An 18454-nucleotide genomic window follows, 5' to 3' on the forward strand; every position below is an offset into this window, starting at 1 on the left:
GGGTTCCAGTCGCACTTCAACTCCCAGAGCCCGGTGCCGAGCAACTACCAGACCACGCTGCAGAACTTCGCCAACCTGGGTGTCGACGTGCAGATCACCGAGCTCGACATCGAAGGTTCGGGCTCCTCGCAGGCGCAGAACTACCAGCGGGTCGTGCAGGCCTGCCTCAACGTCTCGCGCTGCACCGGCATCACCGTCTGGGGCGTGCGCGACACCGACTCCTGGCGCTCGGGCGGCACACCGCTGCTCTTCGACGGGTCCGGCACCAAGAAGGCCGCCTACACCGCGGTCCTCGACACGCTGAACTCGGCCACGCCGAGCCCGACGCCGACGCAGACGCAGACGCCGACGCCCACGCAGACACCGACGCAGACGCCGACACCCACCCCGACGTCGAACCCCGGCACCGGCTGCTCGGTCAGCTACACCGCGAACTCGTGGGCCACCGGCTTCACCGCCAGCGTCAAGATCACCAACCTCGGCTCGGCGGTCAACGGCTGGACCCTCACGTGGGCGTTCCCCGGCAACCAGACGATCACTCAGGCGTGGAGCACGACCGCCACGCAGAGCGGCAACCAGGTCACGGCCAAGAACGTCGGCTACAACCCGCAGATCCCCGCAGGCGGCACGGTCGAGTTCGGGTTCAACGGCGCGTACAGCGGCAGCAACCCGTCGCCGACGAGCTTCAGCCTGAACGGGACCGTGTGCGACGGGGGCGTCGCACCCACCCCGACGCCGACCCCCACGCCGACCACCAGCCCCACGCCGACCACCAGCCCCACGCCGACCACCAGCCCGACGCCGACCCCGACCCCGACCAGCACCCCGACGTGCTCGCTGCCGTCGACCTACCGGTGGACCTCCTCCGGTCCCCTCGCCCAGCCGCGGTCCGGCTGGACGTCGCTCAAGGACTTCACGAACGTCGTCCACAACGGCAAGCACCTCGTCTACGCGACGAAGGTCGAGAACGGCAGCTACGGCTCGATGGCGTTCAGCCCGTTCACGAACTGGTCGGACATGGCCTCCGCGAGCCAGAACGCGCTCCCGTCGGGCACGGTCGCTCCCACGCTGTTCTACTTCGCGCCCAAGAACATCTGGGTGCTCGCGTACCAGTGGGGTCAGTGGCCGTTCATCTACCGGACCTCGACCGATCCGACGAACGTGAACTCGTGGTCGTCGCCGCAGCCGCTGTTCACGGGGAGCATCTCCAACTCCGGGACCGGTCCGATCGACCAGACGCTCATCGCCGACGGGCAGAACATGTACCTGTTCTTCGCCGGCGACAACGGGAACATCTACCGGGCGAGCATGCCGATCGGGAACTTCCCGGGCAGCTTCGGCTCGAACTACACGACGATCATGAGCGACACCCAGGCCAACCTGTTCGAGGGCGTGGAGGTCTACAAGGTCGCCGGTCAGAACCAGTACCTGATGCTCGTCGAGGCGATGGGCTCGCGCGGGCGGTACTTCCGCTCGTTCACGTCGTCCAGCCTGTCGGGCACGTGGACACCGCAGGCGGCCACCGAGAGCAACCCGTTCGCGGGCAAGGCCAACAGCGGCGCGACGTGGACCAACGACATCAGCCACGGTGACCTGGTCCGGTCCAACCCCGACCAGACCAAGACGATCGACCCGTGCAACCTGCAGCTGCTCTACCAGGGTCGTGACCCCAACCAGAACCCCGACTACAACAACCTCCCCTACCGCCCGGGCCTCCTGACCCTCCAGCGGTGACAGCCGGCGTGCGGGGTCCCGCCCGGAGTCACTGACGGGCACGGAACGTCGCACCCACGACCGTGGGAGCCGACGAGGGTGGGCTCGATCCGATCGAGCCCACCCTCTCCCGTCCCTCGCTCTGCGCGCTGTCGTGCGTCTCGACAACGGCATGCACGCAGGCCCACCAGATCGGCACCGCGCCGAAGGTCAGCGATGCCCGCATCCGCGATGCTGAGTCCGTAGCCCGCCCTACTCGGCGTCCTGTGCCTCGATGAGGTCGAGGTCGCGGACGCAGAAGCGGTGGTGCTCGAAGGTCTCGTCGAGCACCGTTCCGAGGCACTGCCGCACCGAGCGGCCCCGGGCGTACGGCGGCCAGACGTCGTCGTCGGGCACCGGCGCTCGCGCTGCGAGCTGCACAGCGGTGACCTCGTCGAGCCAGGCCTCGAGCTCGGCGGCCTGGGCGTCACGCACGCTCACGATCTCGTCGAGCGACGGATCGAGCGAGAGGTCGAGCCCGTGCGCCCCACGGTAGGGCTCGACGGTCGGCCCGATGCCCATCGGCGTGAACTGCTCCGTCGAGCCCAGGCAGCAGCGGCGGAACCACGAGTCGTGGACGAAGACCAGGTGGCGCAGCGTCTGCACCGCCGACCACTCGTCGTTCACGCTGCGGCGCTCGATGCCGGGCGTGCGACGGATTCGCTCGATCGTGGCGGCCCAGCCGGCACGGAGCTGACGCGCTGCCTCGCGCAGATCGGCCGGGTCCTCGGAGCGGATGAGCACCCGGACCGGATGACGCCGGTCGAGCTCCGCCTCGACGTATTCGGTGACGTCGACACCGTTCACCACGAGGTTGGTGACGAGCCCGTCGATCACGGCGTCCTGCATGACGACGCCGACCAGGCGTGCCCCGGTCAGATCGCACTCCCGGAACTCCGCACCGCGCAGATCCTCGTCGACGTACCGCGTCATGCTCCGCACACTAGGTCCGCACACCGACATGCCAGCCACGACAGGAGCCGTGGGAGGACGAGCAGCACGAGGGCGCCGGCGACGACGTCGAGGTGTGGGTGACCCACCGTCCCGGGCAGGGGAAGCGTTCTCCTGGACTCCAGGGAGTGTCGCCAGGGGATGGAGACCAACCTCTCACGCAGGCGTGAGGCTTGATTCCTTGTGCGCCGCGCGAGCGCCGGACTTCTCGGACTCGACGATCCAGAACGGCTCGTCGTCGGAGGCCCGGAACTGCTGCCCGTCGAACGTGAAGTCGGATGTCCGACGCTCGACCGTCGTCCCCGTCGTGCGGCCCTGCGAGGTGTTCCAGTGGACCTTCTGACCCGCGCGCATCCTGCCTCCTCGGCTGGTTCACCGGCTCTACCAAGCGGTTTGTCGGGAGCCGTCTCTCGCGTGTGGTGCTCGCATTTTTTTCAGAGTCGGCAGCATCTCGACGATCGCCGATGCTGGGGCTCGCCGAGATTGAGAAGAACACCTCCAGCGGGACGGGCTTCTGAGCGCAGCGCGTCCAACGTCTTGGGAATCTCGTCACACGAGTCACTCCCGTCACAGCCACGGTACCGGCTCGGTCGGCTTGGAACCTCTGCGCCACCGGCGCTCCGGTCTGGCGGCATCGGCGGGTCCGCGGGGATCTGCGCCGCTGGCCAGAGCAGGCCTCGCGGCCGAGAACTACCACCGGGCCATCCGGCCGCTGCTCGACGCGCGCCGGCCCGGACTCGCGCACGCGGCCGGCCGGCTCGGGTCCGACAGGGACATACCGGCGCTTCACCCCGCCGAGGTCTACGACCAAACCAGGCAAATGCGGCAGCATGCCGACATGGACCAAGCCGCGAGCGCCCCGCTCCACGAAGGGGTGCTCACGAGTGTCTACCTGCGCAGCCCTTGGTCCCTCATCAGCGCGCTCACCGACCAGCTCCCACCCGGGAGCCAGCGCCAGCTACGCGCCACCAACGCAGACGGCCCCGTCACCCTGCACAACCTCGACGAGAAGACCACCCCCGCCGACATACGCGGCGCCCAGCGCGTCGAGTTCGGCTTCATCACCCCCGATGGCGGACGCGCCAACATCACCATGACCGAAGAGGGACGCACCTGGGCCTCCGACCGCTACACCCGCCAAGTCCACGACACTCTCACCGGCATCAACGCGCTCCTGCAGCGTCGCGGACATCCGCTGCGACACCCGGGCGTCACCGGCACCCTCGCCGCCGTGCTCATCGCCGGCCCGGTCATCGCGCAGGGCTACGTCGACGACCACAAGGACATCCCTCCGCAGCAGCTCCCGCCCGCCGGTTTCCTGCTGACCCTGCTGCCGCTCACTGCGATCTTCGGGATCGGGTTCGCCCTCGCAGTCTGGGTCGGCATGGCGAAGACCAACTCCTCAGCGCGAGCACTTCGGGTGTGGCCCACGTGGGCGACCAAGGTGCGTGGCGTGCTCGGTGCCGTCGCGCTCGCCGTGCTGATCGCGGCCGTCATCGCCAACACCCCGTGGAAGTGAAGGGCTGACGGAACGACGGCTGGCCGTCACCGCATCCGGCGGGGGATATACCACCAGCGGGTGCGGGAAGATCAGGGCATACCCCAGTCCGCGAGCGCCCCAGTCGCCATCCCGACAGCAACCCGCGGCCGATCCCCCGGGATCGCCGCAGTTGCCCTGCTCGGGGTCGCGGTCGTCGGTGTGGCCGGTGGCTCATCAAGGACTGGCTCGCCGGCCGGTAGGTCACCGGCGGGTAGAGCCGTCCCGACGGCGGCCCGTCACGGTTCGAGGCCGGTGCCGAGCACCTCCCCGTGGCGGCACACCCAGACGAGCTCAGCCGGGTGCTCGTGAACATGCCCGAACGCCACTGTCTCCGGCCACGAGGGACATACCGCCTGTGTCGAGGTGGACTCGGTGCAGCCGCGGGTGCAGATCATCATGGCCGCACCGTGCACGGCCGGTGCAGCTACGGTCGCGCGCTGCCCTCGGAAGCGGCTGCGTTGCCGTCGGGACGGTCCGCCGTCACCGGGGAGGAGAAGACAGATCGCGGGATCGAGCTCGGACGGCGACGCACCTGACGGACCGCGAGCGCCCCAGCCGTGAGAACCGCTCCACCGGCCAGCGCCCAGCCGAGCGGGGTCGGGACCATCCGGGCTCGGGAGGACTTGACGGCCTCGGTCGCGGCCTTGGTGGCGGCGCTGATGGCTTCGGTCACCGGCGGTGCTTCGAGCATCGTCTTGATCGCGTCGAAGCGTGCCTGCATCGCCTTGCGGTTGTAGACGAGGTCCATGACGGGGTGCTCGACGACGTAGTCCCAGACCTGCTGGGTGACGTGGAAGCCCATCGGGTGCGCGCCGCGCGGGCCGACGTGGACCCAGATCATCGGGTTGTCGGTCCCGCCGCCGTTCGCCGTCAAGTACATGGCGTCGACGGTAGCGCTCGAGCGTGCCGTAGCTTGGCGCTCCGGGAACATGCCACGCGATCGGCGGCTACCTTTGGTCACCTTCCGGCGGCCGACGGGCCGGAGTAGTTTCGTGAGCGGCGGTTGCGCGCTGGCCCGTCGATGGCGACGGCAGCGATGTCAGGGGGGCAGGCCGCTCGCTGTCCGCGAGCGCCGGCACTGTGAGCCTTGTCGGCGTCGTGAAGAGTGCGGAGTCCGAAGGGTTCATCGCATTCGCGCCGTCCGATCCCGAGGACTGGGTAAGCATCCCCCACGCGCATGATGCGAAGGCTGAACGCGTTGGGACATGCCCATGCCCGGGCGAGAGTCGCTCCGTCGTGCGGTTGACGCTCAAGGGCGCCGAGACAGACACCGAGCGGGTCCTGCAATCACTGCTCGCGCAACCAGCGCGGTCCACCTCCTTCGCTGCCAGCCCTTCAGCAGGTGCCGCACCGCTGATCGTGAGATCGTTCGCCGCGCCGGCGTACGCGTACCCGACGACCGGAGGAGGGCGACCGCAGGCGGTGATGCAGGCGCTGCCTACCGTGGCCAACCCGATTGCCTCGATCGGCGGGAGGTTCGATCGGACGATCCCGGTGTGCGGGACTGTCACCTACCCGTGCGGCAGACCCATGTGATCGAGTGCCCGCCCGGCGGGCCGCCTCGTGCCAGACTCCGGATCATGCCCGCGGCAGGTGAGGCCAGCACACGGACGACAACAGGCAGACCCACGGAGTCCGAGCTGCGCATCTGGATTCAGGAGTGCATCACCGACGTCTGCGGCCGTGAAGAGTTCACAGTGCTGGAGGCCCGCCAGAGTGAGTTCCTGCTGCTCTTCGGTCTTGTGGGACGGACCGCACGCTTCGCAGACGGCTACCTCAAGCTATGCGAGCTCGAGTGCATGAGCGAGGCCGTCCCGCTGGCGCGGGTCGCTCTGGAGCACGCCGTCACCGCCCAGTGGGTATACATCGTGAAGGGCGGCGTAGCCCGCTACCACCGGTCCGCCGTTCAGGGCCAGCGAGACTACTACGCAACGCTCGCCGATTGGCTCAACCACAGCGAGCTTCAGGCAGCAGTCGAGCGGCTCGAGCCGGCGGCCGAGGGCAAGCGGCTGCCACCGTTCATGAACATGTTGCGGGACCTCGACATAGGCAAGTTTCTCGAGACGACGTACCACGTGCTGTCTCAGCAAGTGCATGTCACGCATTCAGCCGTCACGTCATTCCTCGGCGGTGGCGACGACCAAATGCACCCCAAGTACGAGCAGGAATACCCGTATCCGTACCAGCTCAGCTACGCCGTGGCGGTCGCCTGCATGCTCGTGCGCTGGATTCTCGCTCATCTCACCGACGACGGAGCCCTACTCGCGGCGCTCGACAAGAAGTCGGACGCGCTGATCCTTCCGATGAATCTGCTCGAGGGCGTACCACCTGAGAATCGACGGGCTGGCCTCTAGCGTGACCGGCATCGCTTTCCGCTCGACGGTCGTGCAGAGCCGTTCCGGCTGGGCCGAGCTCAAGGTGACGTGCCGTTTAACGGTGCGGAGCGCCACAGCTCGGCGGATCAGGCTGTCTCCACGCATGTCAGAAACCCTTGATGGTCAGGCCGGTTCAGGCGTCGGGCAGCGTCCAGCTTCGCTCATCAGGTTCAACAACTACATGCCTCAGCACCGGCGGGCCGGAGTTACTCAGCCGCCTCGGCGCTCCCCAGGATGCTGTCGCGGCTCGGTCGCTCGCGCTCGCGTTCTTCCTCGCCGGCCTCGTCCGCGGCATCGCGGCCGAACAGGAACTGATGCACGTGGAACGACATGTCGTGATCCCCGGCGGCCAGACTCGCCTCCCACCGCAGAAGCAGGTCGTTCCCCGGGCACTCCTCGACAGCGTTAGAGGCGAAGATCAGCGCGTCGTCGTGGCTGCCTGCTGCCTCTAGCTCCTCCGCCGCCTGGAGCTGGAGGAGTGCATCGATCTTGGCGGGCAACGGAGCTCCCTTGCCTCGGACACGGACTGCCCGGCGTTCCGTAGCCAACTCGAACCACTCCTGCAAGGTCCACTCCCGCGGGACGAAGTTCGACAGCACGCGGACCGTGAAACTGATAGGTGTGGGCTCGCGAAGGCACGGTTCGTAGGCCTCGACGAAGGCTCGGGCTTCGGGCCGGTGCGCACTGGGGTCGGTCCATTCGTGCGAAAGCCTGTGGATTGCGACGAGCGCCGTCCGCTCGTCGGAGTGGGGCATCGTAGGTACGAGACGCTCGATCTTTGCTGCCATCTCGGCCAAGTTGAACCCGCTGTCACTAGACCGCTTATTCTCGAGCCACGCAATCAGCGCGTCGGCAACTCCGTTAAGTCGTCCAAGCGCGTGGCTCGCATCGAAGTCACTTCCGACCCAGTACTGGGGTGCGAGCCTCGCGGTGACGATCCCGGGGAGCGACAGTCGGTAGTCCCACGGCTCTGGCGCCACCTTCTCGGCATCGGCGACGTACTGACGAACGACGTGACGCAGCAGTCTCCATAGGCCGGCAAGCGTGAAGATGCGGTCAAAGCGGGGCTCGTATGCCACCTCGGCACCGTGGCTGAACACCCAAGTTTCGCGTCCGAGGTCTTGGAGGACGTGGCTCCGACGCGAGCGGATGTCGTAGGCGATCCCCAGCATGCGTTCAAGATCCGCCGACTGGGGCGGGAGGTGAGCACCAAGTGCTTCTTCCCGGTAGTACCCGCGCGCTACACGCGCGAGGGTTGAGGAGACGAAGCGGCGCTTGAGGCCTGCGCGATCGGCGTGAAGGATGGCTGCTCGGACTTCGTCTCGCTGGGCGCTCTCCAGGCTGTCGAGGGCGGCGTCGATGATCTTGCGCTTGCGACCGTCGTAGCGATCCCAGGACGTCGGTGTAGTCGAGTCGTCGTCTGCGAGCGACTCCAGTGCTGCCACGAAGTCTGTGTAGGCGCCCGTTGGGTCGTCGATGGCGCGTCGGGTGGCATCTACCGAAGCCCGGACGACCCGCATGACGCGAGCGAAGTTCTGCCTGCTCAGTTCGAGCAGGGCCGACATGAACTCCTCGGCATCGGAGATCGCTTCAATGTGGACCACCTGACCGGGGTCAAACAGTTGGGGAAAGAGCGCTGCACCGGTCCTGTCGCGCCCGCCGGAATCTTTCGCTGGCACGAGTTTGCGAACGAGGTCGATATCGCGGCTGCGGGTCACGTTCAGCACGAACGTAAGGACGTAAGCGATGTCGTCGATCAACTCGTCACCACCGGTGGCGATCATGAACTCGTTGCTTCCATCAGGCCGGGTTCGTTCTAGTCGGTCGATCGCTTCTACGGTCACGGTGGAGATGTCGTCGCGTTCGGTGCCGACGATGAGCGTCCCGACGGGCAGTTCGATGGAGGCGGTGTCCACGAGCCAGGCGTTGGTATAGAGGGTCCGGCGGTGAAGGATTTCCCCGATGGGCACGCCGGGTCGGAAGTACCGGCCAGCGGCCGTCTGCAGCATCAACTCCCCGCGGAACTCGTGGCCGGGCTCATCTTTACGCGTGTATCGGCTTCCAGTCATGCAAGAGCCTCCGAAGACTCGTTGTGCCCCAGCTTGTGGCAGGCGTGCGGGCACATGATCACGAGGACCAGTCTCTCGATGCCACGGTGCGGACAGTCTTTGTAGGCCCTACCCGACGGCCGCCCGCCTTTCGCCGGCCGTCTGCTACCTGGAGGCGACGACGCGGACGTCGGCAAGATTGCCCACGGCGTCACCGACGACGCTGAGCAAGTCTCTCGTCTGCTGGGCGGAGAGCCGATCTTGGGAGGTCGTCTGCTGCAAGGAACGAGGGTCACGGTCGAGTCGAGACTTGAGCAGCCCCCACGACAGTCCGGGCTGGACGATGACAATCTCCCCGCGCACAGGTGGCGCGGCAGCCACCAACGGCCCTGGCCTTGACCGGCCCTTGGGGGGGTTGGCAAGAAGCTGGTGCAGCATCACCACGTTCCCCGAGATTACGGTCACCACGGGGGCTTTCCCCCGAAGTCGCGCCCCGAGCTCGGCGTAGAAACCGGGATCGATGAACCATCGCCGGCTCTTGGCTGCCTGGGCGCCGACGAGTTCGATGTCCTTCACACGGGTGCCGAGCCGCCGGCTCATGGACGGCTTCAAATGCCACAACTCGAGATACACCTGCGACGTGACGTCGGTCTCGAGCACCAGGAGGTCAGCGAACTCGCCTTGACCGTCGTTGTGCAGAACCCACCGGTGCGGCAGCCGCGGCGAGTCCGCTCGGAGGTGCGACTGGATGCGCGCTTGTACCGAGATCCCCTTTCGGGCCTCACTGGCCGACCGATCCGTCTCCGTCTTGATGTTGACGCCTGACCAGTCGATGGACTCCTGCTTGATCAGGTGGGCGAGATCCGCACGCACGCTGGGGCGCTCGTATTCAACGGCTCCAACCACAGTGGTGCCGCACGCGAAACGGAGTGTCGGCGGGAACTCTGAGAGGAGATCCGCCAAGTCCTCGTAGGCGGCTCCGCGACGGACGCTCAGGCTCCCATCCGTGTCCACCACCTGACCGTCGAGCGCTTGCTCGCCGCGCCAGAGCGGAGGGACGTCGTCCTGGCGCTGGCGCAACTCGAGGACCACCTTCTCGGATGTGGACTCCTCCCAGACCATCCGCAGGTCCATGTACTCCACCGGCTCGCCGGCGTACGTTCGGTCGCCGCCCATCAGGTCCGGGTGCCATTCGGCGGCGCCCGGCTCGTCGGGGAAGGCCCTCACAGCCCGCCCTCGGCTCACCGCAGGCAGCAGCGGCAGGTAGGCCACATCGGACGAGCGATACCTGCTGGCGAAGCGGGCGATCGCGTCTTCGTACTGGATGAGCGAGAGATATCGCGACTCCCACATCTTCGCCTTCTCGATGGCGATGCCAGCGGTGTACGAGCCAGCCCCACCGGACACCCGCGCCATCGCGTGGCCGATAGCACCCGATGCGGTGTCGACTTCTCGCAGACCTCGGTCGACGCCACTACCGGTGAAGGTCTTGTAGCTCGCCGAGCCCTGCCGAGCCACGACGTTCGTGTTGCGGACGCCGACGTTCGATACGGACAGGCGTGTCAGGGCGTCGAACGCTCCATGGAGGCTCTCGGGACTAGCTGGGCGCAGCGATGCTGCCGCCGTGCCCAAGCGCTTCTCGAGTAGTTGTCGCACAAGGTGGTCTGTCGAGTTGATGAACAGGAGCCCCGGACCTGCGCCGCCCTCCGGCGGAACCCACGTGATCACATGTAGTTCGAACCGGTGCGAGTCGAGGCCGGGATGGGCGTGCCACCGCGGCGACTCCACTCTGCGAGTGACCATGACCAGCGTGGTTCGGGTCGTCGTCAGTGCCGCATAGAAGATCTCCGTGCTGCCCGCCACGACGCTTCCCGGTTCCAGCTCACCTACGGCCTTCGTGAAGTCAGGACTCCACGCCGGTACGTGGGTCTCATAGACCACGGCGCGCACTGGTATACGCAAGTCGGCCACCGAGAGCTCCGCAGGCGAAGGCGCCAGCGCGTCGAGATAAGTCCGCTCGGCGCGCGCCTTCTCGGCTTGCTCGTCGAGCAGGTCCGGAAGCAGTTGCGCCCAGTCGGCGTCCTCCGCGTACAACGACGTCACCGCATCTGCCAGGCCGGCGGAGGCATCCGAACCACGTGCGGTCACCAAGACCGGCTGTTGTGGATACGAAGCGCTGTGCCTCACGAGGCGACCGATCAGTTGGGTGGTGGCCACGATGGAGCGGTGCTTGTCGTGGTATCCGACGACGCGGAAGCTTGGCAGGTCGAAGCCTTCGCCGAGCATGGAAACGACGGCGACTGACTTCACCGATCCATCGTGGAGCCCCGCCACGACGGCCGCTTGATCCTTCTCCTTCATGAGATTCGTCAAGACGACCGTCGGGCGACCGGCCTCGGTGTACAGCTGCGCGAGCACGTGGGCTCGTTCCTGCGTCGATGCCCGAACAAGCAACGTGCTCGATGCGTGGCTCGGGTCATCCAGTACTGCCATTACCTTCTCGCAGATCGACGCGTCCTGGTGGTCGATGCTGGTGGCGGAGCCGTCACCCACCAGGGTCGCGCGAACTGGCCGGTAGTCGCCGTCCGCGATCGCCTTCGCCAGCGGATAGTGGAAGACCTGCTCACCCGGTACGCGTTGGCCGTCGCGGCGCCATGGAGTAGCCGTCAGAAGTACTCGCCGCGCCTGGGCGTAGTGCTCGAGGATGGCGTGCCAAGACCGGGCCGGTGCGTGGTGTGCCTCGTCCATGATGACGAGATCGAACAGGTCTGACGGCGGCTGCGTGTCGTACAGCAGCGGGCTGAGCGAGGCTGGGAGCCCGACGACGACATCTGCGGAGGTAAGCGCTGCCCAGTCTTTGACGAGGCCGGTGACGGCACGCACATCGGGGTTGTCAGGACCGCTTACTGCTCCAATCTCTCGAAGAACGCCCTGACGGGAGAAGGTCTCCACCATTTGATCGCGCAGGTGACGGCTTGGCACGACCACCAGCACTCGGGAGGCGCCGGATAAGTGAGGGACGGCGGTCGCGATGGCGGACTTACCGGCACCAGTAGGCAGCGAGAGCAACGCCGGCTCGAGCGGCCGGATCGACCAGTGCGCAATCAGAGCCCCCAGCGCGCCCTGCTGCGATTCCCGCCAACCTGGCCTCGGATCACTCGGCCAGTACGCAAAGTTCCGACGCCGACGCTTGTAGTAGCCGCTCACACGCCGATTCTGCATGCGCCGTGTGCCAGGGAGCGGGACGCGACCGAGGGCGTCACTGCCTACGAGAGGACTGCAAGCGTGAGCGACGATCGACCCTTTCGGCGAAAGTGGATCGCGCCTTGCTCACGGGGAACTCCGGTCTGTGAGCGACAGGGCGCGGGCCTGCCATGCACGAACCACGGGTCCTCGCCTCCCGCTGCCCTGCCCCGAAGCGCAGCCGGCCCACGCCAACGCAACGGCGGTAGGCGTCCCCGAGCGTCCTGGCACTCTTCCTCTACGACTCACCCCTTACGGGTTGGCGTGTTGGGCCAGGGCTCTCCCGGCGGCCACGGGTCGGGCAGGCCGAAGTGGGCGGCCGCCGCACACTTCGGTTCGTCGCCAACTAGGCGGCCCGCAACGAACCTCACTTGGTGCACCGGAAGCTGCAGGTCGTCCGGCAGAGGGTGAAGCGGGGCGGGATGTCTCCACAGGATGACGTCAGCGCTGAGCACGCTGTGCGGCTGCAGTTGATTGACCAGGATGACGCCTGAGACGTCGGCGTTGGCCCAGTCTGGCGGTGCTCCGAAGAAGCCGTCTGAGTTCCTGACGAGGCGCGACGTTCGTTCGCCGTCATCGGTGACGCCGATCTGCAAGGCTTCGGCTCCGTACAGTGCGGCTGTGCTGTGCCAGTGGTCGTGATCGAAGATGTAGAGCCCGACGGCGATGACGTACGGCGCCTCGAGGTTGCCGTACGCGCCCGCCTTCTCGACGAGAGCGGCGCGTATGGCCGGGGCGTCGTCGACGATCTGCACGGGCTGGTGCGCGAAGACGCCGATGGCTCTCTCGTCAGCCCCGGCGGGACCACGAGCGTGTTCCGCCTTGGGAATGGCCTTGAAGGTCGCAGACCAGCCGTCCTGGACCCATCGAAACGTGGGGGCCTGGTCGAGGTCCGCGTAGTCGTCTGGGGCAAGCGTGCGCAACCACGCCCGCAGATCGCGTCGGAGGGCGGCCCCGCTCGGTGGTGCTTCGCCATCGCTCAGTTCGTCGAGCCACAAGAAGAAGTTGGGGTCTCGGACGCTGTTCACGGTGTCGAATAGGACGCGTCGCCGGTTCGCGGCAGCCTTCGCGCGCGGTGTGGCGCCGGGTGCGATCGCCTCCACGTACATGCCGCGGCCATCGCGCTCCGCCCAGAAGTCGGGCCTGCGAGGACTGTCAGCAACCGCGGGGTGGACGATGACGGTGTACCCACCGGCGCGGAACGCTTCGTGCAGGTAGAGCTCGAGGAAGGCGCTGTTGAACTCGTGGTTATCTCGACTGCGGAGCCGCGCGCGCAGGTCGGCGTAGTGCGGGTCGCCGACGCGGTCAGCCCACGCCTGCACCAGGTCTCGCTCGTGCGACCAGAAGTCGCCGGCGACTCGGTTGAGGAACTCGTACGACGATTCTCCGTGCCGTGCGGGCGTCGAGTCCGTTCGGAGGAGCTCGTCGAAGACTGGTGGGCGGCCTGTTGACATGGCGTGGAGTGTCGCGCGCAGGTCCGACATCCCGATCTACGCCACGCGGCTCGCGCTCTTGCCCGAGCGACGTTCTCGGCGTTGGCGCGCCCGGGCCCTTGACGCCGCCGTCGCATTCAGCGGCGGCAGCTTCCGGATGCCCGCTACGCCCGAGAACCGCATTCAGCATGCATTGCTCCGCCTGCAGCAGGAGCGGGACGCCCGCACTAAGACGGGTGATCAGCCCGCGTGATCGGCGGTGCCCGTCGGGACCTCGAGATGCGCGGCGTCGAGAATCTGACCGGCGGGGTAGTGCGGCTTGCGCCGGCCGACCAGGGCGCGTGGTCGCCGGATCGCGGGTCGATCGGCTGGGCGCCGATCGCAGCCGCTAACGCGTCCGGCCGTACCGACTGGCGCGGACGTCGATTGCAGGCTCGTTGAATCCCTTCGTCGTGCCGACTCGCTCCGCCCGCTCCTGCAACCGTCATTCCGTCTAGAAGTCCCGAGGATCGGCACCAAGGCGGCGGTTTCCACGTCTGTTGCGCGGCGGCACGGGGTAGGCGGCGATTTACCCGGGTGGTATCTCCTACGCGCCCGTCCACGCAGCCTTCTGCCCGGAGCCGATCTGGTGGGACGCTTCTTCCTGACGGCCATGTGCGCCCGCTCACGCATCGGAGAAGTGAACCGTGACGAACGAGTCCACGATCGGAGTGAGTCCCATCCCGGCGGTGCGACAGTGACGACCCCACCCGCTGGCTGGTACCACGAATCCGCGGGCGACCAGTCGCGACTGCGCTACTGGGACGGCGAGCGCTGGACCGACTACTTCGCACCCGCATCCTTCTGGAGGCCACCTCAGAGCACTCAACGCTTCGCAGATGAGCCGACTCGTCCCCACGACATCAGCACGCCGAACGCACCGCGGCAGGTGCGGGACGACCCTGCCCTCACGCGCCTGCGCAAGGCCAAGCGCGACGCGCTCGTTGGTCTTGTGTGCGTCGCCGCCGTGTCCGCCGGCATAGCGCTCATCGTCGGATTGGCCAGTCCCGACCCTGACACTCTCGGGTACGAGGTCGGCAAGGCAGCGGTAACCGTCTTGGCAGCAAGCATCGTTGGCGGGTTCATCGGACACGCCTTCTTTGTTCAGCAGCAGACCCTTCTCACTGAGATCAGCGTGCAGCGCGATGGGGACCGGCAGGTCCAGGAGAAGCTCGAACGCGACCGCCTTGAGCAGCGCCAGGCTGATGAGCAGGTGCGCCTGGAGGAGCGCGAGGCCGACCGCTTGGCGGCCGAGAAACGAGACCGGGAGGCGGAGCGTCAGAGGGAAGTCTGGCGCCGGCAGGTGAGCGAGAAGCGCGCCGAACTCGAACGCAGAGACGCGATCCTTCGTGGAGTGCTCGACGAGACCCTTGCCGCGTACAACGCCGTAAAGAAGGAACGGCGGATGATCCGCACGGCTGGAGGCCGGGGGATTCCGGTTAGGCGGTACGCGGAGTTCGGCGAGCGCATCAGCGACCTGCAACTCGAGTTCGAGCGGCTCAGGCGCACTTCTCCACTACTCACGGACGAACGAATCGAGGCCGCGATCCGCGCCTGGAACGGGCTGTCCGACAATCGGCACTTCGTGTCCCTCGAGCGCGGCTTCCAACAGGTCGAAGAGTACTTGGGGCGCCTCGTCCGGGAGTTCGAGACGACTCTCGGCGGCGCAGCCCCGCTCAGGGAGATGCCGGATGAGCAGAGCGTCGAGACGGCAACTCTTCCGGCCCTCGCAAGCTTCCGCGATCAGCGGGACAAGACCGGCTTCTACGAACTGTCGAACCCGGCAACCGCTGTGATCGCCGTCCTCATCCGCGCTCTGCTTGAACCGGAACACCTGCCTGAGCCCGAGGATGTCCGGCAGCGAGGTGTGCAAGTCCAAGGCAGGCGAGCTCAATCGCCGGGCTAGCAGCGACCTGAGAAGCTTCGACTGCTCCTTGTCTCGCGGGCCACTCAGCCCTCCATCCGAGACAACGCCCGCGACTGAGCGGCACGCAGGTCATCGAGTGAGACCCGGCGGACGGTGAGATCGAGGTGTCCTAGCGGGAACGTCCACTGATCGAGCGCAAGTCGAACGTCGTCCTCTGTCGCCGCGGGAGAGACCATGCCCGCATCGGCCAACTTGTTCAGAACTGCTTGGTTCCGGCCTCTGCATATCGTCCATCGAGTCGGCTCGGGAGCCGCGGAACTGCGGCGACGCACCCACACCAAGTCCTGGCCAGCCCATGCCTCCTGGCATAGCCGCAGCCCGCTCAGACTCAAGAAGCCGAGTCGGCTCAACGCCCGGACAAGCTCGACGACCGGGCGAGGATCACAGGATGAGTTCACCCGCTGGAGCGGGCTGCTCCAGGTGTCTGGCTCACCGTCACCCCACGCGACCCTGTCGACATAGAGCGTGTCTTCTCGCAGCGCATCTAGCGAGTTCCGAAAGATCCAGTCGAAGTCATTTGGCCCATCGAGGTAGTGACTGGCGCAGAGGTCCTTCACGTAGTCGGCGATCTCAGCGAAGTCGGCCGGTGATCCTTGATGGACTTGCGCGTACACCAACCGAATCGTGTGATTATAGAAAGCCTTGAGCAACCGCGCTTTAGCCACATTGTCTCGCCACCCACACCGGGCGAGGTCGAGCAAGATGAGGGCCTTGGCCGCTTCTTCGGACGCAAGAAGGTCAATCACTTGGTGTCCACGCGCCGTGTCCCCTGTCGACAACACGCTCATCGATCGAGCCAAGGCGTCCACGTGTTGCCCAAGTAGCTCTAGCCCCTCCGCGAGGATCGGGAAGGCTTCAGCCTCCGACAGCTGAGCGAGTCCGCTCAATGCTCGGGGACGCATCACATCGTTCGCCATATCGGACAGCCTGCCCGATGGCACGTCGCGCTGAGCGCGAATATCGGGGACTACCAACGCCCACCGAACAGTCGAGGGCCGCTGCGCTGCGGGTCCTTGCTAGTCCGTCGTGTCGACGCGGTGGTTGCCGGACCACAAACGGCGGTAGTCCGCGATGTCCTCCGCGGTGAGTTCCAGGTCGCCCTCCGCCCAGATGAGCGTCGTGTCCCACTCTCCGGCTCGGTCGGAGCGAGGCGTGAGCATGACACCCGTTGTCGAAAGGTCGGTGCGATTGAGGAGTTCACACAGTTCGTGATGGAGGAGCATGACCCGCCACGAGAAAGCGGTCTGCGTTGTCCGGGAGTGCGTCGAGCAGACAGCGAAGGTCATCTGGTTGAGCTCCGCACCCGCTCGATACGTCCGCAGCCTCCAGCGCGTGTTGCCGGGGTCTGGCACGCGCATGAGTTCGAGGTTGTCGAGCAGTAGCCGACCTAACGCGGTGCGGTAGCCAACGGGCAGTGAATCCAGTGTTGCGAGCGCTGTCAGACGCTGGTCCTCACGCGCCTCGTCGAACGGGGACGTGGCGATGTCCTCGAGGATGAAGCGGTACACGGCGCTCGCCTTGGCGTCGCCGGCGGTCACCGGCTCCGTCGGCAGGAGCGGTACGGATGCGGCGACGCCGCCCGCGCTGATCAACGGGTCGACAGGTCCAGGCGAGGCATCGGCATCGGCTGCGGCGAGGCGGTAGTAGCGCGCCGGCTCATCACCGATCCGGCCGGGGACGGCGGCGGCGCGGTGAAGGTAGCCGACGACCGCGTGAGTCGACCGCAGCTGATCGAAGAGGAACTCCCAATCGCCCCGCGTGAGCACCACGTAGGGCGTCACGGACGCGACCGCGTCCAGGTCAAGGTCTGGAGGCTCCGGATGTTCGATGACGACCACCCCGACCCAGCTGATGTGAGCCCCGTCGATCAGGACGGGTCGACCCCGGCCGTTGACCATCGTGAGCGCGTCCGCCTTGAGCCGACGGGCCGTGCCGCCGACCTGCCTAACGCCCTCGGCGGCCTTCTTGCGAACCCACGACTCCTCTCGCGCCGGAGTCCCAACCTCGCCCTCTCGTGCCTTGACCTGAACGATGGCCCCCCGCGAGCCGACGACGAGCAATCCGTCGCTGACCTCTCGGAGCGCGGCCCCCTTCTTCTCCACGAGGGGCGACAGTACGAAGTCCGGCATGCCCCACGTCGCCGCAGCGTCTTGTGTGGCGATCTCAGCGGCGGTTCCGCGACGGTGGTGCTCACGCAACGGCGTCGCGTGGGGGATCTTCCTCTGGAAGATGCCCTCGTCTGTGACCACTAGAAGATGTCGTGCGTCGCCTGCGTCGTCCACGCTGGACAGGCCGAGCGGCGGCGCGGCCGGAGCCGCCCAGTCGTCGGACTCGTCCGCGAGCGATGCCCAGTCGGTTGCGTCGCGACCGTGTTCGAGCAGAACCCGTCGCCGCCCCGGGACGAGCCCAAGCAGCCAGGTGAACTGCGCAGCGAACCGAACCACGGTCTCGAACGCGAGCGTCAGCTGTGCCGGGAGAGTCGGGTCCGGTGCCGCCAGGACGGGACTGGCCGGATAGCCCAGATCGATGTATGTGTCCGCCTCGGCCTGCAGCTTGTGGGCATCCGTGTAGCCGGCAATCTGGAAGTTTGCGAGGACGCGCCTGTCGTGGACGAACCCGGCGGGCGCCGCCTCCACGGAGATGTCACCCGAAGGGTCGGACTGCACTTGCGGCGCGCCCGGCGACGCCCATCCGTCGACGAGCACACCCGCATCGAGCGCGTTGTCCCACGCGAGGAGAAGGGCCAGGCCTTGGCGCAGCGGGTCGACTCGCTCGTCGCCTTCCAACTCATGGAACGGCTGACAATCACGCACCATGGCGACCTGCGTACGCAGGAGCCCGTCGACACATCCCTCGCCGAGGAGATCCTCGAACCCTTCCACGCTGGCGGTGACGGGAAAGAACCGGGGTCGCTTCGGGTCGCGGACCCGATGCTGCACGCTCAATGCGGCCACGGACTCGACCACCAAGGCATCCAGTGACGCCCACAACTCGCGAACGCTCTCAGAGAACGCGTCTGTGAGGCCTCGCCGCCGGGCGTGGGGCCAGCGCGGCAACGCCACGATCACGCCCGCACCGGAATGCTCGGTAACGACGTCCAGTTCGAAGTGACCGTCCTCTGAGCCGTTCCAGGCCGCGACCAGACT

12 protein-coding genes are annotated in these 18454 nt (G+C 67.0%); 4 read left to right on the forward strand and 8 right to left on the reverse strand.

Annotated elements, in window-relative coordinates:
• Positions 1 to 1734: non-reducing end alpha-L-arabinofuranosidase family hydrolase (locus KOV94_RS17705; protein ID WP_225916947.1), on the forward strand; the 1734-nt coding region annotated here is incomplete at its 5' end.
• 231 nt (positions 1735 to 1965) lie between these two features.
• On the opposite strand, the gene KOV94_RS17710 is transcribed toward KOV94_RS17705, so the two are convergent.
• Positions 1966 to 2685, reverse strand: coding sequence for a DinB family protein (locus KOV94_RS17710; RefSeq protein ID WP_218052761.1), 720 nt, complete (start codon positions 2683 to 2685; stop codon positions 1966 to 1968).
• Positions 2686 to 2859: 174 nt separating this feature from the next.
• Positions 2860 to 3057 carry a hypervirulence associated TUDOR domain-containing protein gene (locus KOV94_RS17715; RefSeq protein ID WP_124344078.1) on the reverse strand — a complete coding sequence of 66 codons (198 nt, stop codon included), beginning with the start codon at positions 3055 to 3057 and terminating at the stop codon, positions 2860 to 2862.
• A gap of 484 nt (positions 3058 to 3541) precedes the next feature.
• Between KOV94_RS17715 and KOV94_RS17720 the strand changes: the two genes are divergently transcribed.
• Positions 3542 to 4222, forward strand: coding sequence for a hypothetical protein (locus tag KOV94_RS17720; protein WP_218052762.1), 681 nt, complete (start codon positions 3542 to 3544; stop codon positions 4220 to 4222).
• Positions 4223 to 4667: 445 nt separating this feature from the next.
• Here KOV94_RS17720 and KOV94_RS17725 read toward each other — a convergent pair whose 3' ends face one another.
• Positions 4668 to 5123, reverse strand: a complete 456-nt coding sequence (locus KOV94_RS17725) for a hypothetical protein (protein ID WP_218052763.1) — start codon at positions 5121 to 5123, stop codon at positions 4668 to 4670.
• Positions 5124 to 5823: 700 nt separating this feature from the next.
• On the opposite strand from KOV94_RS17725, the gene KOV94_RS17730 reads away from it, so the two are divergent.
• Positions 5824 to 6597, forward strand: coding sequence for a DUF5677 domain-containing protein (locus KOV94_RS17730; RefSeq protein ID WP_218052764.1), 774 nt, complete (start codon positions 5824 to 5826; stop codon positions 6595 to 6597).
• 227 nt (positions 6598 to 6824) lie between these two features.
• On the opposite strand, the gene KOV94_RS17735 is transcribed toward KOV94_RS17730, so the two are convergent.
• The 3 genes from KOV94_RS17735 to KOV94_RS17745 form a co-directional block, all read right to left on the reverse strand.
• Positions 6825 to 8627: a hypothetical protein gene (locus tag KOV94_RS17735; RefSeq protein ID WP_218052765.1), complete on the reverse strand. Its 1803-nt coding sequence runs from the start codon at positions 8625 to 8627 to the stop codon at positions 6825 to 6827.
• Positions 8628 to 8831: 204 nt separating this feature from the next.
• A complete protein-coding gene (locus KOV94_RS17740) occupies positions 8832 to 11873 on the reverse strand; it encodes a DEAD/DEAH box helicase family protein (protein ID WP_218052766.1) in 3042 nt (1013 codons plus the stop codon).
• Positions 11874 to 12154: 281 nt separating this feature from the next.
• On the reverse strand, positions 12155 to 13363 hold the full coding sequence (locus tag KOV94_RS17745; RefSeq protein ID WP_218052767.1) for a hypothetical protein: 1209 nt from the start codon (positions 13361 to 13363) through the stop codon (positions 12155 to 12157).
• Positions 13364 to 13970: 607 nt separating this feature from the next.
• Between KOV94_RS17745 and KOV94_RS17750 the strand changes: the two genes are divergently transcribed.
• A complete protein-coding gene (locus KOV94_RS17750; RefSeq protein ID WP_308160636.1) occupies positions 13971 to 15287 on the forward strand; it encodes a DUF2510 domain-containing protein in 1317 nt (438 codons plus the stop codon).
• 44 nt (positions 15288 to 15331) lie between these two features.
• On the opposite strand, the gene KOV94_RS17755 is transcribed toward KOV94_RS17750, so the two are convergent.
• The gene (locus KOV94_RS17755) at positions 15332 to 16225 is read right to left on the reverse strand and encodes an AbiV family abortive infection protein (RefSeq protein WP_218052768.1); all 894 of its coding nucleotides are present in this window, start codon (positions 16223 to 16225) and stop codon (positions 15332 to 15334) included.
• Positions 16226 to 16324: 99 nt separating this feature from the next.
• Positions 16325 to 18376 carry a hypothetical protein gene (locus KOV94_RS17760; RefSeq protein ID WP_218052769.1) on the reverse strand — a complete coding sequence of 684 codons (2052 nt, stop codon included), beginning with the start codon at positions 18374 to 18376 and terminating at the stop codon, positions 16325 to 16327.
• Positions 18377 to 18454: the final 78 nt, after the last annotated feature.

The sequence above is a fragment of the Cellulomonas algicola genome (genome assembly GCF_019024305.1).
In the GTDB taxonomy this organism is placed as follows: Bacteria; Actinomycetota; Actinomycetes; order Actinomycetales; family Cellulomonadaceae; genus Cellulomonas; species Cellulomonas algicola.